The sequence below is a fragment of the uncultured Maricaulis sp. genome, from assembly GCF_963976135.1.
Taxonomy (GTDB): Bacteria; Pseudomonadota; Alphaproteobacteria; order Caulobacterales; family Maricaulaceae; genus Maricaulis.
The window spans coordinates 1-21982 of the sequence record NZ_CAXBKN010000007.1; the positions used below are offsets into that span (position 1 = coordinate 1).

At 62.4% G+C, this 21982-nt stretch carries 28 protein-coding genes; 6 read left to right on the top strand and 22 right to left on the bottom strand.

Annotated elements, in window-relative coordinates; translation table 11 throughout:
* Positions 1-405: 405 nt before the first annotated feature.
* The 9 genes from rimM to AAC023_RS01690 form a co-directional block, all read right to left on the bottom strand.
* Positions 406-969: a ribosome maturation factor RimM gene (gene rimM / locus AAC023_RS01650; RefSeq protein WP_339737447.1), complete on the bottom strand. Its 564-nt coding sequence runs from the start codon at positions 967-969 to the stop codon at positions 406-408.
* Between the two features lie 102 nt (positions 970-1071).
* Positions 1072-1530 (bottom strand): 30S ribosomal protein S16, encoded by a 459-nt coding sequence (gene rpsP, locus AAC023_RS01655; RefSeq protein ID WP_339737449.1) that lies wholly within the window; start codon positions 1528-1530, stop codon positions 1072-1074.
* A 42-nt stretch (positions 1531-1572) separates the two neighbouring features.
* Positions 1573-3102, bottom strand: a complete 1530-nt coding sequence (gene ffh, locus AAC023_RS01660; RefSeq protein WP_339737451.1) for a signal recognition particle protein — start codon at positions 3100-3102, stop codon at positions 1573-1575.
* A gap of 234 nt (positions 3103-3336) precedes the next feature.
* Positions 3337-3540 carry a hypothetical protein gene (locus tag AAC023_RS01665; protein WP_339737453.1) on the bottom strand — a complete coding sequence of 68 codons (204 nt, stop codon included), beginning with the start codon at positions 3538-3540 and terminating at the stop codon, positions 3337-3339.
* A 214-nt stretch (positions 3541-3754) separates the two neighbouring features.
* Positions 3755-4099 carry a hypothetical protein gene (locus AAC023_RS01670; protein ID WP_339737455.1) on the bottom strand — a complete coding sequence of 115 codons (345 nt, stop codon included), beginning with the start codon at positions 4097-4099 and terminating at the stop codon, positions 3755-3757.
* Positions 4100-4235: 136 nt separating this feature from the next.
* Positions 4236-5510 carry a dicarboxylate/amino acid:cation symporter gene (locus tag AAC023_RS01675; RefSeq protein ID WP_339737457.1) on the bottom strand — a complete coding sequence of 425 codons (1275 nt, stop codon included), beginning with the start codon at positions 5508-5510 and terminating at the stop codon, positions 4236-4238.
* A gap of 151 nt (positions 5511-5661) precedes the next feature.
* On the bottom strand, positions 5662-5958 hold the full coding sequence (locus AAC023_RS01680) for a hypothetical protein (RefSeq protein WP_339737459.1): 297 nt from the start codon (positions 5956-5958) through the stop codon (positions 5662-5664).
* 134 nt (positions 5959-6092) lie between these two features.
* On the bottom strand, positions 6093-6623 hold the full coding sequence (locus AAC023_RS01685) for a carboxymuconolactone decarboxylase family protein (protein WP_339737461.1): 531 nt from the start codon (positions 6621-6623) through the stop codon (positions 6093-6095).
* A gap of 131 nt (positions 6624-6754) precedes the next feature.
* Positions 6755-7300 (bottom strand): peroxiredoxin, encoded by a 546-nt coding sequence (locus tag AAC023_RS01690; protein WP_339737463.1) that lies wholly within the window; start codon positions 7298-7300, stop codon positions 6755-6757.
* Positions 7301-7423: 123 nt separating this feature from the next.
* Between AAC023_RS01690 and AAC023_RS01695 the strand changes: the two genes are divergently transcribed.
* Entirely contained in the window at positions 7424-8326 is a 903-nt protein-coding gene (locus AAC023_RS01695) for a hydrogen peroxide-inducible genes activator (protein ID WP_339737465.1), read from the top strand.
* Positions 8327-8351: 25 nt separating this feature from the next.
* On the opposite strand, the gene AAC023_RS01700 is transcribed toward AAC023_RS01695, so the two are convergent.
* The 3 genes from AAC023_RS01700 to AAC023_RS01710 form a co-directional block, all read right to left on the bottom strand.
* Complete coding sequence (locus tag AAC023_RS01700; RefSeq protein WP_339737467.1) at positions 8352-8708, bottom strand: hypothetical protein; 357 nt, start codon at positions 8706-8708, stop codon at positions 8352-8354.
* A gap of 139 nt (positions 8709-8847) precedes the next feature.
* Positions 8848-9201, bottom strand: a complete 354-nt coding sequence (gene arsC / locus AAC023_RS01705) for an arsenate reductase (glutaredoxin) (RefSeq protein ID WP_339737469.1) — start codon at positions 9199-9201, stop codon at positions 8848-8850.
* Positions 9202-9288: 87 nt separating this feature from the next.
* Positions 9289-10137, bottom strand: coding sequence for a CoA ester lyase (locus tag AAC023_RS01710; protein WP_339737471.1), 849 nt, complete (start codon positions 10135-10137; stop codon positions 9289-9291).
* Between the two features lie 49 nt (positions 10138-10186).
* Here AAC023_RS01710 and AAC023_RS01715 point away from each other — a divergent pair, with 49 nt between their 5' ends.
* Positions 10187-11038, top strand: a complete 852-nt coding sequence (locus tag AAC023_RS01715) for a PfkB family carbohydrate kinase (RefSeq protein WP_339737473.1) — start codon at positions 10187-10189, stop codon at positions 11036-11038.
* Between the two features lie 51 nt (positions 11039-11089).
* A complete protein-coding gene (locus tag AAC023_RS01720; protein WP_339737475.1) occupies positions 11090-12226 on the top strand; it encodes a serine hydrolase domain-containing protein in 1137 nt (378 codons plus the stop codon).
* On the opposite strand, the gene AAC023_RS01725 is transcribed toward AAC023_RS01720, so the two are convergent.
* From AAC023_RS01725 to AAC023_RS01755, 7 genes are all read right to left on the bottom strand, one after another.
* Positions 12221-12631, bottom strand: coding sequence for a hypothetical protein (locus tag AAC023_RS01725; RefSeq protein ID WP_339737477.1), 411 nt, complete (start codon positions 12629-12631; stop codon positions 12221-12223). The genes AAC023_RS01720 and AAC023_RS01725 overlap by 6 nt on opposite strands.
* A 27-nt stretch (positions 12632-12658) precedes the next feature.
* Positions 12659-13141 (bottom strand): hypothetical protein, encoded by a 483-nt coding sequence (locus AAC023_RS01730; RefSeq protein WP_339737479.1) that lies wholly within the window; start codon positions 13139-13141, stop codon positions 12659-12661.
* Positions 13142-13148: 7 nt separating this feature from the next.
* The gene (locus AAC023_RS01735) at positions 13149-14108 is read right to left on the bottom strand and encodes an alpha/beta hydrolase (protein WP_339737481.1); all 960 of its coding nucleotides are present in this window, start codon (positions 14106-14108) and stop codon (positions 13149-13151) included.
* Between the two features lie 34 nt (positions 14109-14142).
* A complete protein-coding gene (gene rarD, locus AAC023_RS01740; RefSeq protein ID WP_339737483.1) occupies positions 14143-15045 on the bottom strand; it encodes an EamA family transporter RarD in 903 nt (300 codons plus the stop codon).
* Positions 15046-15156: 111 nt separating this feature from the next.
* Entirely contained in the window at positions 15157-16179 is a 1023-nt protein-coding gene (locus tag AAC023_RS01745) for an aspartate-semialdehyde dehydrogenase (protein WP_339737485.1), read from the bottom strand.
* A gap of 117 nt (positions 16180-16296) precedes the next feature.
* On the bottom strand, positions 16297-16593 hold the full coding sequence (locus tag AAC023_RS01750; protein ID WP_339737487.1) for a hypothetical protein: 297 nt from the start codon (positions 16591-16593) through the stop codon (positions 16297-16299).
* Positions 16590-17222, bottom strand: a complete 633-nt coding sequence (locus AAC023_RS01755) for a hypothetical protein (protein ID WP_339737489.1) — start codon at positions 17220-17222, stop codon at positions 16590-16592. The genes AAC023_RS01750 and AAC023_RS01755 overlap by 4 nt, the downstream gene beginning before the upstream one ends.
* Positions 17223-17497: 275 nt before the next feature.
* Between AAC023_RS01755 and AAC023_RS01760 the strand changes: the two genes are divergently transcribed.
* A complete protein-coding gene (locus AAC023_RS01760) occupies positions 17498-17710 on the top strand; it encodes a cold-shock protein (RefSeq protein WP_176780173.1) in 213 nt (70 codons plus the stop codon).
* A gap of 96 nt (positions 17711-17806) precedes the next feature.
* Here AAC023_RS01760 and AAC023_RS01765 read toward each other — a convergent pair whose 3' ends face one another.
* On the bottom strand, positions 17807-18799 hold the full coding sequence (locus tag AAC023_RS01765; RefSeq protein ID WP_339737493.1) for a glycerophosphodiester phosphodiesterase family protein: 993 nt from the start codon (positions 18797-18799) through the stop codon (positions 17807-17809).
* A 62-nt stretch (positions 18800-18861) separates the two neighbouring features.
* Here AAC023_RS01765 and AAC023_RS01770 point away from each other — a divergent pair, with 62 nt between their 5' ends.
* Positions 18862-19404, top strand: coding sequence for a hypothetical protein (locus tag AAC023_RS01770; protein WP_339737495.1), 543 nt, complete (start codon positions 18862-18864; stop codon positions 19402-19404).
* 14 nt (positions 19405-19418) lie between these two features.
* Here AAC023_RS01770 and AAC023_RS01775 read toward each other — a convergent pair whose 3' ends face one another.
* The gene (locus AAC023_RS01775; protein WP_339737497.1) at positions 19419-19676 is read right to left on the bottom strand and encodes a hypothetical protein; all 258 of its coding nucleotides are present in this window, start codon (positions 19674-19676) and stop codon (positions 19419-19421) included.
* A 69-nt stretch (positions 19677-19745) separates the two neighbouring features.
* On the opposite strand from AAC023_RS01775, the gene AAC023_RS01780 reads away from it, so the two are divergent.
* Positions 19746-21653 (top strand): sodium:proton antiporter, encoded by a 1908-nt coding sequence (locus AAC023_RS01780; protein ID WP_339737499.1) that lies wholly within the window; start codon positions 19746-19748, stop codon positions 21651-21653.
* Here the strand turns inward: AAC023_RS01780 and AAC023_RS01785 are convergent, their stop codons facing one another.
* On the bottom strand, positions 21654-21854 hold the full coding sequence (locus AAC023_RS01785; protein WP_339737501.1) for a hypothetical protein: 201 nt from the start codon (positions 21852-21854) through the stop codon (positions 21654-21656). It abuts the gene before it with no gap.
* Positions 21855-21982: the final 128 nt, after the last annotated feature.

A 21982-nucleotide genomic window follows, 5' to 3' on the forward strand; every position in this document is an offset into this window, starting at 1 on the left:
TGATTATGCGCGCAGGTTTGGGGGGCGGGGATAACATCACTCAAAATTCGTCATCCTGACGCAAGTCAGGACCTCGATCGACCGGGCTCCGCGCCTGCTATGTCGAGGTCCCGGCCTTCGCCGGGATGACGTGGGATGATTGTCGACGGTGGGGGATAAGTGCTCACAAACACAGCTCCCACAACTCCGAACAATCCAATTTTTGTCATCCCGGACGGATGCCCGGACGCGGCAGCGATCCGGGCGCAGATCCGGGACCCAGACGCCCGACGTCCGGTCGTTAGTTTGTGGTGAGTAGAGACGTTCGGCCAGCCGGACCAAGATGAACTCACCTTGGCGGTTCTGGGTCCCTGATCTACGCCCCGCAGTCGCGGGGCATCCGTCAGGGATGACAAATGTATATATTTATTGAGAGATTGACGCTTCCCCGCCCGCTTCCTCTTCCTTCGAACCGACATCTTCCGGCGGATCGATCGTGATCAGACCGTCTTTCAGCGAGATATGGGGGACGAAATCGCGGGTGAAGGGGAGGAACCAGTCGCCATTGCGGCCGGGCGTGGCGGTGATTTCCAGCAGATCGCCGGAACCGAAATCATGCACGGCCTTGAGCTTGCCCATGGGTGAGCCGTCGAGGCCCTGGACCGTCAGGCCGATCAGGTCGGAATGGTAGTATTCCTCATCGTCCAGCTCGGGCAGGGCGGAGCGCGGGACGAAAAGCTGCGTGCCGCGCAGCGCCTGAGCGTCTTCGCGGCTCAATTCCTGCTCGAAGGCGACGACCCAGCCATCCTTGACCGGACGCCAGCGTTTGGCGCGCAGGATTTCCTTGCCGGCGGCATCGAGGAAGGGGCCATAGCTGAAGGCGGCTTCCGGATCGCCGGTGAAACTCTTGACCTTGCATTCGCCGCGCACGCCATGGGCCGCCGCGATGGCGGCAACGAAAACGAGATCGGCGGCGGGTTTGGCGGTCATGATACGGGTCTTTCACGCCGCCACCCGGATCCCCGACCGGCACAGGGCCGGGCGGGGACGGGAAGGACGGTCTGTCGTACGAAAAGGCGAAGCCTGTCCGGACTATTCTTCAGCTGGCGCTTCGGCTTCAGCTTCAGCAGCAGGCGCTTCTTCGGCCGGTGCCTCTTCAGCAGCCGGTGCTTCCTTGGCAGCCTTGGCTTCAGCGATCGCAGTCTTGCGAGCTTCTTCCTTCTCGGCCTTTTCAGTGGCCAATTCCTTGGCTTTCTGGCCTGGCTCACCCTTTTTCGGGTTGGAGCCGGCTGTCCAGGCCCAGGCGCTGGCATCAGCGTCATGGATGAAACGGCCGACGCGATCGGTTGGCTGGGCGCCCTTGGCGATCCAGGCCTTGGCCTTTTCCAGGTCGAGCACGACGCGCTGGGCGTCTTTCGGCAGCATCGGGTTATAGGAGCCGATCTTTTCGATGAAACGGCCATCGCGCGGGGCGCGGGCGTCGGCAACGACGATACGGTAATAAGGGCGCTTCTTGGTACCACCACGGGTCAGTCGGATTTTAAGAGACATTATTCGGGTCCTTCGGGTTCATGTCTGGTGAAAAACTTGGGGCTATTTCTTCGGCAAGCCGATTGGCAGACCATCAGGTCCGAGCGGGGCACCGCCCAGACCGGGCAGGCCGGATGGTGAAGCGGGTTTGGACGATCCAAGACCCGGGAAATCTTTCGGGATCTGGCCGAGCGAGGGCTGCTGGCCGCCCATCGGGCCGCCCATGCCCTTGGGCATGTTGCCGCCGCCCATACCGCCCATCATGCCGGCGAGACCGCCGCGGCCACCCCTGGAGGCCTTCTTCATCATGTCGGCCATTTGCCGGTGCATCTTGATCAGCTTGTTGACGTCGGCGACATCGACACCGGAGCCGGCGGCGATGCGCTTCTTGCGGCTGGCCTTGAGAATCTCAGGCTTGGCGCGTTCCTGCTTGGTCATCGACAGGATGATGGCTTCCTGACGGGTCAGCATCTTGTCATCCATGCCCGAGGCCGCGGCCTGGGCCTTGGCGGCCTTGTTCATGCCCGGCAGCATGCCCATGATTGAGCCGAGCCCGCCCATTTTCTTGAGCTGGCTGAATTGTTCGCGCAGATCATCGAGGTCGAACTTGCCCTTGGCCATTTTCTTGGCCATGCGTTCGGCTTGCGCCTGGTCGATATCCTGGCTGGCCTTCTCGACCAGCGAGACGATATCGCCGCGGCCGAGAATGCGGCCGGCGACGCGGCGGGCATCAAAGGCGTCGAGCCCGTCGGGCTTTTCGGACACGCCGAGGAATTTGATCGGCAGGCCGGTGACATGGCGCATCGACAGCGCTGCACCGCCGCGCCCATCACCGTCCATCCGGGTCAGCACCAGGCCGGTCAGCGGCAGGCGTTCGTGGAATTTGGCGGCCGTGTTGACGGCGTCCTGGCCGGTCAGCGCATCGGCGACCAGCAGGGTTTCATGCGGATGGGTGATATCGGCAATGGCTTTCGCCTCGCCCATCATCTCCTCATCGATCGAAGTGCGGCCGGCGGTGTCGAGGATGACGACGTCGAAGCCCTGCAGCCGGCCGGCGCTCATGGCGCGCTTGGCGATGTCGACGGCTTTCTGGCCCGGCACGATCGGCAGGAAGGCGACATTGATCTGGTTTGCGAGCTGCTGCAATTGCTCCATCGCGGCCGGGCGGCGCGTATCGAGCGAGGCGAGCAGGACTTTTTTCTTGTGGCTCTCGGTGATGCGCTTGGCGAGCTTGGCTGCCGTGGTGGTTTTACCCGAGCCCTGGAGACCGGCCATAAGAATGGCGATTGGCGGCTCGCCCTCGAGATAGAGGCCTTCCGGAGCGCCATCGCCGCCGAGCAGGTCGACGAGTGCGTCATGGACGATCTTGATGACTTGCTGGCCGGGCGCGACGGCACGGATGACATCCTCGCCGATCGCACGTTCGCGGATCTGTTTGGTGACGGATTTGACGACCGGCAGGGCGACATCGGCTTCCAGCAGGGCCACGCGAATTTCGCGCAGGGCCGCATCGACATCCTTCTCCGACAGCGCGCCGCGCCCGGTGAGGGTGTCGAATATACCGCCAAGCCTGTCTGTCAGTGTGTCGAACATATGTTCGTTGTCCTGCCTGTTTCCAATATTTCCGCGCAAGAAGCGCAAAGCATCGCGACCCCGCTGAGCGAAAACTTCGCCGGGCGGGGATCTCGCCTGCCTCCCCCGTATCCCGAAAGCCGGGGCGGATGTGCAGGTAAGACAAGCGGTAAGGCTTGCGTGATAAGTGGCGGCGTTTACGCGCGGGCGGGCGCAGAGTCAAGCTGTGTGAGGGAAAGACCGGGCTCTACTGCCCTAGCGGTCGGCATTCTCGCCGGCAAACTCATTGCTCGCGGTGATCATCGGGGCCGGCTGAGTATCCGCGAACAGGTTACGCGGGCGCGGATCCGGTGCGGCAGCGAGAACGGCGCCATAGACCGAGGCCAGCATCACGGCGACGGTCAGCCACAGCATGGCCGACTTGATCAATGATCCGCTGTGTCTTGCTGTCCTGCTCATACCGGTCCCCACGACATATCGGCTGATGGAATTCGAACCTGAGTCCGTTAATGAATGATAATGGCCCCAAATTGGCTGAAACTTTGTCCCCAAAAAGGTTCAAATTGGACCTTTCGCCGTATTTGTTGACGTGCTCGGGGGCGACTTCATAGGCCGATTGGCCCGATCGGGGCGTGATCCTGGACACGCCGCACGTCTGGTGGTTCCGGGCGGGTCAGCCCGAGCGGGCCTGTTCGCCCGCATCGGCAGGGGCTGGACGCAGCCTTCCGAGCAATTCCGGCCAGCGCCAGACAAACCACAGGCCGGTCCAGACATTGCCGAGCACGAAAACCGGCAGGATCCAGAACAGGGCCGGCAGCCAGCGCCGTTCTGTTGCACCGATCACCAGCGCGCTCAGCGCAAAGCCGAAATACAGGTCGGAGAGGGTGACGATGCCCCAGGGCTGGCCAGTCAGCCAGTCACCGGCGGCGCCGAAATCCCCAGCCCTGACCGCCCAGATGATCAGGGCGGTCAGAACCAGCGTTGGGACAAGCAGGAGGAGGCGCGAGATTGAGGGCAAACGACTTCTCCTGCCTTGGGACGCAGGGAGGGTACGCTGCCGGGTTCAGGGCGGATCACCGGGATGCGAAAAAATTCCCCGGCTGGAGACCGGCCTCGGGCGTTAGCGGGCAGTCATCGCGATTTCCCCGTGCCGATCAGACCTTGGCCGGCGCCCGGAACACATCCTCGTCGAGTTCGCCCTCCCATTTGGCCACGGCGGTTGCGACGGCCGCATCGCCGGTCACGTTCACGGCCGTGCGGGCCATGTCCATGATGCGGTCAGCCGGCAGGATGAAGCCGACGATGATGGCGATATGCTCCGGCGAGACGTCGAAGGTCTGCAGGACGATGGCGAGCAGGAAGAGCGAGGCCGAGGGAATGCCGGCGGCGCCAATCGAGACGACGGCGGCGGTGATCGCGATCATCACGTAATTCATGAAGGTCAGGTCATAGCCGAAGGCCTGGGCGGTAAACAGCGCCAGAATGCCGAGATAGAGCGCCGTGCCATCCATATTGATGGTGGCGCCGAGTGGCAGGACAGACCCGGCGACTGACTTCCTGATCCCCAGATTGTCTTCCGCCGCAGCGATTGTGACCGGAAGGGTTGCCGAGGATGATGCGGTCGAGAAGGCGACGGCGATCGGATCGGTCAGGCCGCGGAAGAAGCGGGCCAGTGGAAGATTGAGAATAAACCGGATCAGGACGCCATAGGTGATGAGCGCGTGGGTGATCAGGCCGAGATAGACCGCGACAATCAGGATCAGCACGGATTGCAGTGATTCCAGGCCCTGGCTGGCGGCGGTGTAGGAGACGAGGGCGAAAACGCCGTAAGGCGCGACCTCCATCACATAATGGGTGATTTTCAACACGACTTCGGACGCGGAATTGAACAGGTCACCAACCGGCTTGCCCGCTTTGCCGGTCGCCAGAATGGCGACACCGACGAAGATGGAGAAGAAAATGATCGCCAGGACATTGCCGTCCGCGAGCGCCGCGATCGGGTTGGTCGGAATGATTTCCAGCAGGCGGTCAATAATCGATGGCGCGTCGGTTGAAACTGGCACGGGGACAACATCGCCGAGATTCGCGCCGCGGCCGGGCTGGAAGATCGTGCCGAAGGTCAGCCCGATAATATTGGCGAACATGGTGGTGACGAGATAGAGGCCGATCGTTTTCAGCCCCAGTGTGCCAAGTTTGGAGGGCTTGCCCATCGCAACCACACCAGAGACCAGCGTGGTGAAGATGAGCGGCACGATCAGCATCTGGATCAGACGGATGAAGGCGGTGCCGACGGGGTGAATCCATGTGGAGATCCACTGTGTTGCGGCCTCCTGCCCCATCAGCTGTGACATTGTCAGCCCGAAGGCAACGCCCGCGACGAGAGCGAGCAGAACGCGCTGCCAGAGTTTGATCCCGAACCACCAGCCCATGAAATACCCTCCCCGAGGCGCGCCATCAGGCGTCGCCGGAATGTCCCTGATCGCACACTAGTGCCTGTGACGGATCGGTCAATTGTCTGAGGTAGAAGGGGAGGCTTTGGCCGGGATGCGCGGCACGCCGCCGGGGGCGGTCAATCGCCGGTCAGTTGCGTTCGAAGCCGAGCGTCAGTTTCGACAGGATGCGGTGGGCCGAATAGACCAGCCCGACGCCACCAAGCAGATTGGCCACGCCTGCCAGATCGCCGCTCAGCAGCAATTGCCCGCTCGCCACAAGCGCCACTGATATGGCCAGCCGTACGAGAAGCCAGGTCCAGGACAGGTCGGCAAAATGCCGCGCTCGGGAAATCGTCCGATTGGAAAACCATGTCCGACCGCCCCGGAGCGCATGGCTCTCGGGATTGGTGCGCTTGGGCAGATGGTCGAGGGTATGATCAATCATGGACATAAGCTCATTATACGGAGCTTATACGGAATTGCAAGGCCTGTGGAAAACTCACGAAAAACGTACTAAAGAGTGGGGTTTTCGTGAGTTTTCTACAGCATATCGAAATGTGGCGAAGGTGTTAAAAATGCCTAAACGGCGTTTTCTGCAGCCAAGACCTGGGCCGCGGCATTAACCACGGCAGCGATGCGGACGGCGGCCTGGATCTGAACGCTCGTCAGGCCGTGTTTGCGCAACTCCGCTTCATGGCTGTCGATGCAGAGGCCGCAGCCATTCACGGCTGAAACCGCCAGCGACCATAATTCGAAATCGGCCTTGTCGACGCCGGGATTGGCGAGCAAATTCATCCGCAGGCGGGCGGGCAAGGTGCCGTATTCCTTGTTCTTGGACAGGTGGATGAAGCGGTAATAGACATTATTCATGGCCATGATCGCAGCGGCTGCCTTGGCGGCGGTGGCTGCGGCCGGGTCCATCTGGCCTTCGAACTCGGCGCGTATGGCGCGCAGCACGGTCGGTTCACCGACGGCATAGGCGGTGGCGAGAAAGCTGCCCCACTTCTTCTGATCGTCGAGATCACTCTCGCGTGCCAGGGAGGAGAGGTTGAGTTTCAGATCCTTGGCATAGTCAGGCAGGGCGTTCTTGAGGTCTTCGAGGCTCATCATGATCTCCAAAGCGAATAAGTCTTAATTGCAAAGTCGAGGTCTGAAAAAACCCCGGTCCCGCCGCTCGGTGTGACGGGACCGGGGTTTCACAGGCGGCGCTCCGGGGGGAAAAGCGCAGCCTGAGTGTCAGATTAAAGCGTGTCGCCGCCGACAGGACGGTTGCACGGGCACAGCTCGTCGGTCTGCAGCGCGTCGAGGACACGCAGCGTGTCTTCCGGATTACGGCCAACATTGAGATTGGTGACATAGACATGCTGGATGACATTGTCCGGATCGACCACGAAGGTGGCGCGATAGGCGACGCCGGCGTCCGAGCGGATGCCGAGCGAATCGATCAGCGAGCCGGTCGTGTCGGCAAACTGCCACATCGGAAGCTTGTCGAGGTCCGGGTGCTCGCGGCGCCAGGCCAGCTTGCAGAATTCATTGTCGGACGAACCGCCCATCAGCACGGCGTCGCGATCCTCGAAATCGCCATTGAGCTTGGCGAAGGCGACGATCTCGGTCGGGCAGACGAAGGTGAAATCCTTGGGGTAGAAGAAGATCACCTTCCATTTGCCGGCAAAGCTTTCCTGGGTGATGTTCTCAAAGGCCGACTCGCCATTTTCTTCATGCGCGTTGAAACCGGGCTTCACGCCAGTGATTTCGAAATCTGCGAGTTTTTCGCCAATGCCCAACATGTAAATCTCCAATTGAAACGGCCGGTCAAAAGCGCCGGCGTCAGATAGCCACGCCCCATTGCCCTTGACGCTAATATAAGGCCAATGGATTATCTTTTGCAGGTCCATAGGTATTTTCAATACATGTCCCAGCTCCCCACCCTGCGCCAACTTCAATTCCTGCTGGCTCTCGCCGAACATGGCAGTTTCTCCCGCGCCGCTGACGCCGTCTTTGTCACCCAGCCGACGCTGAGTGCGGCGATCAAGGAGCTCGAGGCAATCCTGGGGGTCATCCTGGTCGAGCGCGGTGCGCGCGGCGCCACATTGACCCCGGCGGGCGAAGCCGCCCTTGCCCGGGCCCGGCGGGTCATGACCGAGGCAGAGGATCTGGTGATCGCGGCCCAGGCTGCGGGCGAGCCCCTGTGCGGACCGCTCCGGCTCGGGGTCATCCCGACCATCGCCCCCTTCCTCCTGCCCCGCGTCCTGCCAACGGTGCGGGATCAATTTCCCAAGCTCAAACTCTATCTGCGAGAGGACCTGACCCAGCGCCTCTACGATGCGCTGCTCGAACGCCGCCTCGATGCCGCGCTGGTCGCTCTACCCTTCGAGGCGCCGATGATCGAAACGCATGTCCTCGGGGCCGATGAATTCCTGTTCTGTTGTGAATCCACCCATCCGCTGGCGCAGCAGCCAACGCTGACCTCGTCCGATCTGGCCGGTGAGCCCCTGCTCCTCCTCGAGGACGGGCATTGCCTGCGTGATCATGCATTGGCGGCCTGTTCGGCCGGCGTGGTGCGCTCCGACTTTGCTGCGACCAGCCTGCATACGCTGGTCCAGATGGTGAAGGCCGGGCTGGGAGCCACGCTCTTGCCACGCATGGCCGTCGAGGCCGGTCTGGTGGACCAGCTGGATCTGACGGTCCGGCCCTTCGACCCGCCTGTCATCGGGCGCGAGATCGGCATTGCCTGGCGCCGGGGCTCAGCGCGGGCCGAGGAGGCGCGTCAGCTGGGCGAGGTCATTCGCGGCCTGCTGATCACCCCCGAATAGGCCGGCCAGTCCCGGGTGGCCCGGCTCAGGCTTTGTGTATCAAGGCTTTCAGCGTCTCCGGCTCAAGCAGGTCGATCTTGTTCACCGGGCCGACAAGCTCGAAACGGTAATCGCTGTTCTTGACGCCCGTATCATGCGCCGTCATGAGCACAACACGTCCCTCATACCCGGCCGAAGCCAGCATGGGCAGGGTCTCGCGATACTCGTCATGGGGCGGAATACGGCGGTCCAGAAACACCAGATCATATTGTTCCGGTTTCGATTCAATAAAGCCGCGCACAGAGGTATGGCCCTCGAATTCGAGCGAATCGTCAAAGCTTGTCGAAAGCTCGCGAAGCAGCATCAATTCAATCGGATCGTCATCGACGACGGCAATACGCATGATCTCTCCGGACACTTTTGATTTGCGGAGAGCGTGTACTGGCCAGACCTGCCCGTCAGGGCAATGCATAAATTATCGGGCGGCCGGCTTATCGGGGGTCGCCCGTGCCTGCCCCGGCAGGCCGGCGCCGCAGGATTGCCTAGAAGAGCTCCAGAACCTGTTCTGGCGGGCGGCCGATCATGGCGCGTTTTCCGTGGATCACGACCGGGCGCTCGATCAGTTTGGGATGGGTCGACATGGCCTTGATGATGGCGGCCTCGTCCTCGCTCGCCTTCAGGCTGAGATCGCGATAATCGGGCTCATTCTTGCGCAGCCATTCATGCGCCGATGTGAAGCCGAGCTTTTTCATCACGTCTTTCAGTTCTGCCACGGATGGCTTGTCTTCCATGTAATTGCGGATTGTCAGCGTGCCGCCGCGGGCTTCCAGCAATGCCAGGGTCTGACGGGATTTAGAGCACCGCGGATTGTGCCAGATGATAGTCGAATCGGTCATGTAAATTTCCTCAGTTCCGCCAATGAAAGCCTTTCCGGCCTCATTTGTAAAAGTCCAAACCTGCTTTTGGTTAGGTTTGCCGCAATCTCAGGGGTCGTTGCCGCTGCCGGCCGATAACAGCGCCCGCGCCGCTTCCAGGTGGAGGCGCTCGACCATATCGCCATCGAGATTGATCACACCCTTGCCGGCATGGGCCGGGTCGGTGAAGGCGGCGACGATCTGGGCCGCCCGTTCCAGTTCAGCCGGGCTGGGCTGGAAGCATTGATGCGCCGGCTCGATCTGGCCGGGGTGGATCAGCGTCTTGCCGTCGAAGCCGAGCGCGCGGCCTTGCCGTGCTTCACGCAAAAAGCCGTCCTGGTCGCGAAACTGATTATAGACGCCGTCGAGCGCGTAGAGGCCACTGGCGCGGGCCGCGCACAGTATCTGGGCCAGGTGCGGCAGCAGGGCCATGCGGTCCTGATCGGGAGCGCAGCGCAATGCCCGCGCCAGATCATTGACCCCGGCCATCAGCCCGCCAAGGCCGGTGCCGGTCGCGCCGGCAATGGCGGCGGCATGGAGCACGCCGCGCGGGGTCTCGATCATCGCCCAGAGCGGCACGGACGAGCCATGGGCATTGAGCGTCGAGCGCGCCGCATGCAGATCGCCGACCTGTTCGACCTTGGGCAGGATGACGGCCTCGGCCTGGCTTGCCGCGCGCAGATCGGCCGCGCCCCAGGCGGTGTTGGCGCCATTGACCCGCACGGCCCGCAACGCCCCGGATGATTGCCACAGCGAGAGCGCCCCGGCGACGATCTCGCGCGCGGCATCCTTGTCGTCCGGGCCGACGGCATCCTCCAGGTCGAGCACCAGCATGTCGGCGCCGAGATTCGCCGCCTTTTCGATCGCACGTGCGTTATTGGCGGGAACAAACAGGGCGGATCGGATCAGGCGCTTCATCTCGGACTTTCGAATGTCTGGGAAAGCGATATAGCATGGAGCCATGCCGATGGCCCTCCTTCTTTCCAGCCATGTTGCCGCCTCCATGGTCGGTGGCAGCATGTCGCGGGCGGTGTTCAATCTGACCGGGATCGACACCATGCTGGTGCCGACCGTGAATTATGGCCGCCATCCCGGCTGGGGCCCGCCCGGCGGCGGCATTACCGGGAATAATGTATTCAGCTCGATGATCGGCGCCATCGGCGAGCAGGGCCTGTTCTCGCTCACCGACATCGTGCTGACAGGCTATTTCGGCGAAGCTGGCCAGGTGTCCATCGCCGCTGACACGATTGACCGTGTGCGGCGCGCCGGTCGCGAACATGAGGGCGCGCGCGCCTTTGCGGATCGCGTATCGATCGTGGTCGATCCGGTGCTCGGCGATGCGCCCGGCGGGCTTTATGTCGACCCGGCTATCGCCGCCGGGATCAGGGACCAGCTCGTCAGCCGCGCCGATCTGGTGACCCCCAATCTGTTTGAACTGGGCTATCTGACCGGTCGCAGCCTGACCGACCTGGCCTCCATGGTCCGGGCGGCGCGGGCGCTGGAACGGCCGGTTCTGGTGTCCTCCCTGCCGCGGCGCGGCCAGATCGGCGTGATCTATGTCGATTCCCGGGAGGCCTGGATCGTGACTCATGACCGAAGCCCGAACGCCCCGAAGGGCACGGGGGATCTGCTGACCGCTGTCTTCACGGCGTCAAGGCTTCGTGGCGCCAGTGTCCGCGATGCGCTGGAATTCGCGACCGCCGCCACGGTCAGTGTGGTGATGCGGGCCAATGAGTGGAATAGCCTGGAATTGCCGGTGGTGGCGGCGGCGAGTGTGTTGCAAAAGCCGCTGATCACCCTCCAGGCGCAGCCCCTATAGGGGCAGGCCGCTTGCTTGCCAGACCCGGAACACGTTAGCCCGAGAACCATCATGACCGACATATTTCCAGAGATAACGGGCCATATCGCCCCCGGTTTCGAACCGGTCGCCGAGGCCTTCCTGGCCAATTGGACTGACCAGGACGAGCTTGGCGCGGGTTTTGCCGTCCGCCTGGGCGGTGAGCTGGTGGTCGATATCCATGCCGGTTGGGCCGACCGCAAGAAAACGCGCGCCTGGCAGGCCGATACGCTGGTGCCCGTCTATTCAACCGGCAAGGCCATTGCAGCGCTGGTGATTGCGCGCCTGGTCGATCGCGGCCTGCTTGATTACGACGCGCCAGTTGCCGATTTCTGGCCGGAATTCGCCGCCAGCGGCAAATCCTCAATAACCGTCGCCCAGGCCCTGTCACACCAGGCGGGCCTGTCGGGCCTGTCCGAGGAAATGGATGCCGCCGACTGGTTCAATGCCACGCTGATCGAGACCCGGCTCGCCCGCCAGACCCCGCTCTGGGATCTTGGCACCGGTTCGGGCTATCACCCGGTGACCTTCGGCTTCATCGTCGACGCGCTGGCGCGGCGCACCGACGGCCGCTCGATCGGCGCCATCCTGCGCGAGGATATCTGCGGGCCGGGCCATATCGACTTCCATATTGGCCTGCCGGAAAACGAACATCACCGTGTTGCTGAACACGCCATGCCGCGGCAATTGCCCGATCTGGGCATCGTCACGCCGGCCCGCGAACTGGCCTTTCTCAAGCCCTGGTCCTCCCCGGGCCGCCGCGGCGCTTCGCAATGGCGCATGCATGAATTCCCCGCGGCCAATGCGCATTCCAATGCGCGCGCCCTGGTGCGGCTGATGAGTGTCTATGCCGATGGCGGCAGGCTGGAAGGCAAGCGTTTCATTTCCGGTGAGACGCTGGAAGCCCTGACCCGCGAGCGCGTATCGGGACCGGACAAGGTTCTGCCCTTCGATCTGTCCTGGGGCGCTGGTGTGATGCGCAATACCCACACGGCCTTCTACGGTCCCGAGCCGGCGGCGATCGGCCATTCCGGCTGGGGTGGGTCCTGCGCCATGGCCGATCCGGTACGCGGGCTGAGCGCCGCCTATGTCATGAACCGGCAGCAGCATCATCTTGCCGGGGATCCACGCCCGACGCGCCTGATCGAGGCCTTGTACGGCTGTCTATAGTGCTTCTTGCGTCAGCCAGCCTGACGCCTGCCGGCGGGTCACAAAGACGCGGATATCGATCGGCCAGTGATCCGGACCATTCATTGCCGCCCAGAGCTCCGCAATGACCCGTTTGAGATCGTCAGCGCAGACAAAGGCTGTACGGGGCCGCGCCCCGGTTCGATTGGTCTCGTTCCATGGCCGCATGAAAGCCTGCAATTTCTCCATGGCTTCCAGCGTGAAGGTCTCCAGGCCGGGGCCATCGCCGATCAGGATCATGATATCGAAATCCGGATCCCAGTCCGCGTGATCACTGAGTTCGCCAAAGGCCTCGATAAGACAGGGAATGGTGGCGGCGCCAAAGATGTCGAGTGTGGCCAGCCGCTTGGCAGGATCGACGATAATATCACAGGTTTTTTGGGCCATGAGTGGCATTTTCCAATGATTGATTGCTTAAGGCAACCTCTTGTTGCCTTTGCCATCGCCGGTACGCGCGAGCGCGGCGATGGCATCGTCCACGCGCAGGAATATCCCGTCTTCAACGCCGGTTGCCATCCGGTTCACCGCGAGCCAGAGCTCGACGATCACCCGTTTGAGCTCATCCGCACACACGATCGCGGCCTGGCTGGGGGGTAGATTGCGGTGCTGCGCGCTCCATTCCGAAATGAATTTTTGATAGCTCACCAGTTTATCGAGCGTGACATCATTGAGATCGGAATCGGTGCCGATGGCGACGATAATATCGAAATCGGCCGACCAGTCCGGATGCGCGGCGACATCAGCCGTGCTCTGCATCAGGCTTTCGATCGCGTTCGGACCGTTCAGCCAGACAATACCGCAATGCTGCTGCGGCCTGATTTCAATGCGATAGCCGGACACGGTGTACACCCTTTTAACGTCAAATATGATTAGACAACTTGCAGGCGTGCCGCGCAATCCACGATCAGGCCGGGAAGCGCCGTGTCAGCCATTCCAGCAGATGGGCGTTGAGCATGTCGGGCTGTTCCCACATCGTCCAGTGACCGCAGCCCTCGAGAATGTCGATATCGACATCCTTGCACAGGGCCGGCATCCAGGCCGCCAGCTTGGGTGGCAGCATGAAGTCGCACTCGGCGGCCACCAGCTTGCACGGCATTGCCAGGCGGTGATCCACCCCGCCCATGCGCTGCCAGTTGGCGTCGAAATTGCGGTAGAGATTCATCCCTGGGCCAAAGCCGGTCTTGCGATAGGCATCGGCATAGACCTTGCGGTCCTCGGGACCGACCACAATGCGGTCTTCGTCACGGCCGCTGAATTGTTCAAACAGGCGCGGGATATGGGTGATCTCCGGATAGAGCGCCTCGAACTGTTCCGCCGTCGGCGGCTTGCCGAAGATAAAGGCGAAGAAGTCATCCTCGCGGCCCTCGAACCGGCTCTCCGCATAGCCCGGCTCCTGGAAGCGCAGGATATAGTGATCCTCACCGCCGATCTCGCGGAAATAATGCGTTGGCGCTTCAGCCCCGCGCGGCAAATGCGGTGTGTTGACGCCGATCACGCCGGCGACCCGCTCGGGGATCAGCATGGCCGCGTGCCAGACGAGAATACCGCCCCAGTCATGGCCGACGAAAACCGCTGTGTCGTGTCCGAGCGCATCGAGCAGGCCAGCGAAGTCGGCCATCAGCGTGTCGACATCATATTTCCCGGCGCCCTCAGGGCAGTCCGAACCGCCAAAACCGCGCAGATCCGGCGCGATCACCCGGTAGCCGGCCCTGGCGAGGACCGGGATCTGGTTTTTCCAGGAATAAGCCAGCTCTGGCCAGCCATGGAGCAGCAGCAGCGGCTGCCCGTCTTCCGGGCCGGCCAGATGCACGGAAAGCTCGATACCATTGGTCTTGATGCGGGTCGGTGCGGGAAAATCGCTCATGAAAGCTCCTGTTTGACCTCAGACTAGCGAAGCCCTAGTCGCTTGTCGCCACCGCCGCCCGCTCGCGCCGCAACTGGCTCCAGGCAAAGGTCGCAACCCCGGCCCAGATGAAGCCGAAGGTGATCAGGTGCGCCGCCGTGAAAGGCTCGCCGCGCATCACACCGATGGCGAATTGCAGGCTCGGCGCGGTAAATTGCAGCAGGCCCATGGTCGAGAGCCGCAGCCCACGCGCACCGATAATATAGAGCAGCAGCGGCACGATGGTGATCAGCCCGGCCAGGATCAACAGGCCCGCCTCGGCGGGACCCTGCAGGAAATGTCCCGTCCCCTGCGACTGCATCCAGATGATCGCGCCGAGCGCAAAGGGCGTGATGAAAGCGGTTTCCCAGAACAGGCCGATGCGCCCGTCGACGGTGACGATCTTGCGCAGATAACCATAGCCGGTGAAGGACAGCGCCAGGGTCAGCGAGATCCAGGGCACTTCGCCGACGGCAATGATCTGGTTGAGCACGCCGAGAGTCGCGAGGACGATGGCGGCGATCCGCCAGGGCCCCAGCGGTTCGCGCAGCACGACCACACCGACGGCGACGCTCATCAGCGGATTGATGTAATAGCCCAGCGAGGCCTGCAGCACCTGACCGTGATTGACCGCATGAACGAAGACCAGCCAGTTGATCGAGATCAGCACCGAGGTCGCCAGCAGGATCAGCACGACGCGCGGCTCGGACATGGCCTTGAAGGCGGTGCGCAGCTTGCCGGCAAACCACAGCGCCGCGAACAGCATCGGCAGTGACCAGACCACACGGTGCGCAACGATTTCCAGCGCATCGGCAAAGCCGACGAGCTGGAAATATAGCGGCGAGACACCCCAGATCAGATAGCCGGCCAGGCCTGCAAACAGGGCGCGGCGCATTTCAGTCTGTGTGGGCTCGGTCATGGCGGCGGCCTTCTGCAGGGTCAGGCCACGCAGATAGGCAGCTGCGCCGCCGATGGCGAGCCGTTTCTTGCGATTGGCAGCGATGCAGAAACGGGCAGGTCGGCCCCGCCCCTAGCTGCGCTTCAGCAATCCGCGATTATTCAGGCCTTCGGCGATCTGCACGGCATTGAGCGCGGCGCCCTTGCGCAGATTGTCGGCGACGATCCACAGGGCGAGACCGTTCTCGACGGTCGGGTCCTCGCGGATGCGGCTGACGAAAGTGGCGAATTCACCGACGGATTCGACCGGCGTCATGTAGCCGCCGTCCTCATGCTTGTCGATCACCATCAGGCCCGGGCTCTCGCGCAGCAGGGCGCGGGCTTCCTTGGCGCTGAGCGGATTTTCCAGCTCGATATGCGCGGCGATGGAATGGCCGACGAAGACCGGCACGCGGGCGCAGGTCGCGAAGAGCTTGATCTTGGGATCCAGGATCTTCTTGGTCTCCATCACCATTTTCCACTCTTCCTTGGTGGAGCCATCCTCCATGAAGACGTCGATATGCGGGATGACATTGAAGGCGATCTGCTTGGTGAAGGCGACCGGATCGGCATGGTCATTGACGAAAATGCCCTTGGTCTGGGTCCACAGCTCGTCCATGCCGGCCTGGCCGGCGCCGGAGACGGACTGATAGGTGGCGCAATTGACCTTCAGGATTTTGGCGCGGTCATGCAGCGGCTTGAGGGCGACCATCAGCTGGATGGTGGAACAGTTCGGATTGGCGACGATGCGCTTCTTCGTCACGCCGTCGAGCGCTTCGGGATTCACTTCGGGAACCACCAGCGGCACGTCCGGGTCCATCCGCCAGGCCGAGGAATTATCGACGACGATGGCGCCGGCCTTGGTGATTTTCGGTGTCCATTCCTTCGACACATCGCCGCCGGCCGACATCAGGACCAGATCGACGGTAGAGAAATCGAACGTATCGACATTGACGCATTTCAGGGTCCGGTCGCCATAGGAGACTTCCTTGCCCATGGATTTGCGGCTGGCGAGGACATGAATGGCGTCAGCCGGAAACAGTCGCTCTTCCAGAATGGTCAGCATTTCCTTGCCGACCGCGCCCGTCGCACCGAATACCGCTACCCGTACACCCATGATGTCGTCCTTTTTCGTGCCCAGATTGATCCATGCCGATCTGCAGGCATGTAGACCCGGGACCCGTGTGTGGCTAGGCTTGAATCAGGCTTTTTGCGCGTCAGGCCCCGGCCTGCGCTATTGCATCCGGCGCCAGATGCGCCAGGCGACCAGGCCGACGATCGCCAAAACCAGCAATTCCAGCGCATTGACACCGAAGAAGAGTGGCGTGATCAGCCGCTGCAGCACGCCCCACCGGCCATCATAAATCGTGTCGCCCTGGCGGACGAAGCCGACATAGACACCGCCGGCAATGACGAGCGCGGCGCCGAAGCCCGCCAGACGTATCATGCCTGCGGGGTTGAAGCCCTGGCCGGTCTGGTCGCGGCGGGTGCGATTTCTGTGGGTGCGATCGAGGAAGCGGCGGCGTGTCATTCGCCAGTCTCGCCATGTTCGGTCTCGCCATGCTCGGGCACGCTGTTTTCGGTCCCGCTGCTTGCGGGCTCACTGGTTTGCGGCGTGATCATGCGCAGGGCCTCGTCGAGATCGATGCTTTGGGTCCGGCAGCTGGGTGTGCGGTCGCGAAAGCCGTTATTGGCGTAGTTATTCCAGCAGGCGCCATTGATGGAGCAATAGCAGATTTCAATATCGAGTCCGGCGATTGTGTCCCGCATGGTGAGACCCAGCCCCTCGCCGGTGATGCGAAAGGCCGTCAAATCCTCGCCGACAGCGAGCACTGAGTCGGGAACCGAGCCGACCTGCATGGCGAGTCCGGTATTTGGGCGTCCGGCGAGGTGGACCAGCCCAAGCGGATGCGTGACTTCCACCCCGTCCTGGACCAGGCGGAATTCATGGATCAGAGCCGGGCCGAGTCCCTTGTTCGACAATTGAAGGTCGAAAACATCCGCCTGCAGGGTGATCGAGATATCAACATAGGGCCAGACATCGGCCTGCAATTGCCGGTCGGCGGCACGTAACTGCAGGAAGGTAAAGACCATTGCGATCGCCGATATCGCCAGCGCGACGCCGGACATCAGGTATTGGTTGCGGTCATTTGTCGTCATGGGGCACCTCAGAAAATTGATTATGACGCAGGCGCCACTGAGCGCCACACCGGATTCATTTGATTTATGGGTGGACGTGTGCGTATAACCCCTTCTAACGGGCGGCCACATAGGCCGGACGGAATACTGATCGCCTATCCGGTGCCTCGTTCATCGGACCATTCGACTTCAGCCTTCCCCGACTTCACGTCCGTAACACCCACACCGGGACGCTGGTGTGTACAATATGGATTGTGCCCGGACGCGGAGCATGCATACAGGGAAGGTTCCCCATCATGGCCACAGGTACGGTCAAATTCTTCAATCAAAGCAAAGGCTTTGGTTTTATTACTCCTGATGAAGGCGGCAATGACGTCTTCGTGCACATCTCTGCCGTTCAAGCGTCAGGTCTGCCGGGTCTCAGCGATGGTCAAAAAGTCGCTTTCGACACCGAGCCGGATCGCCGCGGCAAAGGCCCTAAGGCAGTGAACCTCCAGTTCGCTGACTAAGGTCTGAAAAAAAGGATCGCAAGATTCTGTGGCGCGGGAGCCTGGCTCCCGCGCCATTTTCATATCTGCATTCCGGATTCCAAGGCACTGTCTGCTCTATTCGGCGGCCATCGCATCGCGCACCCGCACGGCGGTCGCCGGGAAATCGGTAAACACCGCATCGGCGCCCAGATCATAGATCCGGCGCAGCTCGGTCTCGATATCAGCCCCGTCACCGACCGGATCATCATCGCGGAAGGTCCATGGATGGACCGGCAGACCCAGCGCGTGTGCGCGGGCGATGAAGCCGGTATCCATTCCCTCACTGTCGACCAGCAGGGCCTTATAGGGTCCGACGCCGTCGGCGAAGGCGATCATGTCCTCCAGCGCTACAGTCGGGATCAGCGGATCAAGGTCCGGCTCCAATTCCTGCATCTGGAAGACCAGCATCAGCAGCGGCGTATCGATCTCGCCATTCAGCCGCGCCAGGAAATCCGGCTCGAAACACTGGATCGCGATGGGTGCGTCGGCCGTGTCGAGCCCGCGCAAGCGCAGAATTCGCACCAGTTCCGGCAGCGGGTCGAGCCCGGCCGCGATGAATTGCGAGGGTGATTTGACCTCGGGTTCGGTGGCGACGCCATGGGCGGCGGCCAGATCGAGCACCTCCTCGAAGGTCGGGATCAAATAGAGCCCGTCAAACTCCGTCGGACGGCCGGGGCGGACCTGGCGCGCCCGCAGGGTGCGGATCTCGGCCAGCGTAAAATCATCCACCCACCAGTCATCGCGTCCGCCCTCCACCCGGCGGCGATCGGCAAATTCCGGGTGATCGGCGATATCGGTACTGTCAGCGAGATAGCGGTCATGGCGCACGACAAACACGCCGTCGGAGGTCAGGACGAGATCGGGCTCGATAATGTCGGCGCCCTGCTCGATGGCCAGCGTGTAGGCCTCGATCGTGTGTTCGGGCAGTTCGCCATTGGCGCCGCGATGCGCGATCACCAGTGGCGGCTCACCCGAAAGCGTATGCCAGACATGGGTGCCGGGGGCATCGGGCGCCGCACAGGCCGCCAAGCCGGCTGAAATCGCCAGAGCCCAGATTGAGTACCGCATTCGCCTCTCCCGTTTTTCGCCGCAACACACTAGCCTGCCTGTACTGATTGCGGGAGAGCGAAATGACCGAACCGAAACCCTTTGACATCCTGGCCGACGCCGCCGAGCGATATGGCCGTGCCAGCCTGGATAATTATGCCCAGGTCCGCAATGTGGCCGAGAATGTCCAGGCGGGCTTTTGCCGCTATCTGTCGGGCGGAGAGAAGGTCTGTGTCTATCTCGTGCCGCCCGAGGGCGCATGGTCGCCGCAACCCTATCAGAGCGGTGCGTTTTCGGTCTCCGGGACCGGTTTCCTGCCCCTGGACCCGATCAGTTTCGGCCTCGCGGTGCGGGTTTCGCGGACCGGCGACTGGCTGCGCCTGGTGCTGAGCTGCGCCAAGATGGGCCCGGAAATGGAGATAACGATCCAGAATGGTGGTCAGTTCTCGCTGACGCTCCCGGCCTCGCCCGAACAATTGAAGCAATTATTCGATCTGCTGTACGGCCATCTGACCGCCTGGTTCGTGCAACAGGCCGATCTGTATGAGAATGGCGAATATGGCGGCCGCTCGATCGGGTTCGATTTCCTGCACAGCCCCAATGGCGATTCCGGCCCGGTTGTCTAGCGGCGGGCGGCACCCTAGTGGAAGAGGCCGGTCAACCAGGCCATGGAAACCATCTCCGGAGCCGGCACCATGCCGGCACCAACCGCACCCAGACAACCGAGCGCTGACAGGCCCAGCGTGGTGGTGAGCTGACGGCGCAGTGCAAAACCGAACGTCGCGCGCGCCAGTCCCAGCACGCGGCCGGCGCCGATCAGCGCGACCGGACCGCCGATCAGCGTCGCAGCGCAGAATGAGACCAGGGCCATCTGGATTTCATAAGACAAGGCTTCCATTTCTACCTCCCTGCGTTTGTGCGCGTCTGACAGGCGACGGGCTTCGAAAAACGCGTTATCAGATGCCTCATGATAGACGCTGCTTCTGACCTCCCCCTGACCATCGCGATCATCACCGGTTCAGGTGTCGCCGCCCAATGGCTCGCCTGGCGCCTGCGCGTGCCTTCGATCGTGCTGATGATGGGGGCGGGGCTTTTGCTCGGTCCGATTGCTGCCGTGGCGCTGGGCCATCCTCTGCTGACACCGGATGAGAGCTTCGGTGATTACTTGCGGCCGATGATTGCGCTGGCCGTGGCGATCATCCTGTTCGAAGGCGGGATCACCCTCAATTTCCGCGAACTGCGCGATACATCAACCGCAGTTCGCCGCATGGTGGTTCTGGCCTTTCCCCTGGGCTGGGGCCTGGCCACGCTGGCCTTGCACTTCATTGGAGGTCTGGCCTGGGACGTTGCCGCGATGATCGGGGCACTGCTGACCATTACCGGCCCGACCGTGGTCCTTCCCTTGCTGCGGCAGGCGAAACTGCCGCCTCGCATCGCCTCGGTGATGAAATGGGAAGGCATTGTCAACGATCCAATCGGTGCCCTTGCGGCCGTTTTCGTGTTCGAAGCCATCCATCAGACCCAGCTCGGCCACAGCGTCGGCTCGGCCGCTCTCGCCCTGTCCTTCGGAATCGCGATTGGCGCCCTGCTGGGTTTCGTCTCGGGCATCTCCCTGTCGCACGCCTTCCGCCGCGGCTGGGTGCCTGAACCGATGAAGGCGCCGCTCGTGCTTGCCGCTGTCCTGGTCTGCTACGCGCTGGCCGACAAGCTCGCGGCCGAGACCGGCCTTGTCGCCGTGACCGTGTTCGGCCTGGTCGTTGCCAATTCCCGTCTCGCTTCCATCGAGGAAATGCGCCGCTTCAAGGAAGGCATTGCCTCCATCCTGGTGGCCAGTGTCTTCGTCGTGCTCGCAGCCTCGCTGACGCCGGCAGCGCTGGGCTCGCTCGGCTGGCAGCATTTTGCGGCCGTCGCGGCGATTATCCTGGTCGTGCGCCCGGTGGCTGTCTTCCTGGCGACGCTCGGCTCGGGACTGACCGTTGCCGAGGCCAGCTTTATTGGCCTGATCGGGCCTCGCGGCGTCGTGGCCGCTGCGACGGCTGGGCACTTGTCCGTGAGCTTGATGCAGTCGGGCAGGGAAGATGCGACCGTACTCGCGCCCTTGGTATTTCTCGCCGTATTTGCCAGCGTCTTCGGCTGCGGCTTTGCCGTCGCACCGTTGTCACGCTGGCTTGGATTGTCTGAAACGGGTCCGGACCGGCTTTTGATCGTCGGGGCCAATCCCTGGAGTCTCGGCCTGGCCGATGCACTGAAGAAGGCGGAGGTGCCGGTCACTATTGCCGATACCAGCTGGCGGCGTCTGCGTGCGGCACGGCTGGCCGGACATGATGTCTATTATGGTGAAGTTCTCTCGGAGACAGCCGATTGGCGGCTCGAGCCCTCGCGCTTTTCCAGCCTGCTCGCCGTGACCCCGAATGACGCCTATAATGCCCTGGTCTGCATTGAATACGCGCCGGAGCTGGGCCGCAGTCATGTCTTCCAGCTCTCCGGCTTCGATGGCCCGGCTGAGTCGGCGAGGGCTGATGATGACCCGCAAGCGATTGCGTTCACCGCGCGCGGCCGGACATTGATCCGCCGCGGCCGCGGCTATGACAGCCTGGCCCGCGACTGGTGGGGTGGCTGGCGCTTCAAGGCGACGCGGTTGACCGAGGAGTATTCGCTCGAGCAATGCCTTGAAGATGCCGGTGATGATGCCGACTTCATTCTTGCACGGCGGCCGAATGGCCGTGTCTCCCTGTTGGGGGATAATACCAAACTCCCCGATGCAGCCGAGACGGTCCTGATCCGCTTCGCGCGCAAGGCTGCGGCAATAACCACGGCGCCCGAGACCGCGACCGGGTCTGATGCGGTGGTGGAGCCTGGCGCGGACAGCGCCTGATCAGTCGCCGCTATAGGGTTTGTCGAGATAGCGTGGTTGCGACCCGCCCGGCTGGGCAGCGCCGCAATAGGGCCAGTTATCGGCATTCGGGTCGCCGCCAGGGCAGACCGAATCGGCGCCTTCATACAGGCCGATACAGCCGGACAGGCTCAATGAGCCCAGGATCAGGGCCAGAATGGCAACGGAACGCTTGATGGACATGACAAATCCCCTTTGTGGCCATGTTGGCGCGCCAAGGCTTTGGTAGCAAGTCTGCAAGCGCTGTTCTTCATCGGGAATTAACTCCAATTCCTGCAGATGAAGGCTTCGAGAGCTTTCCAAGGACACCA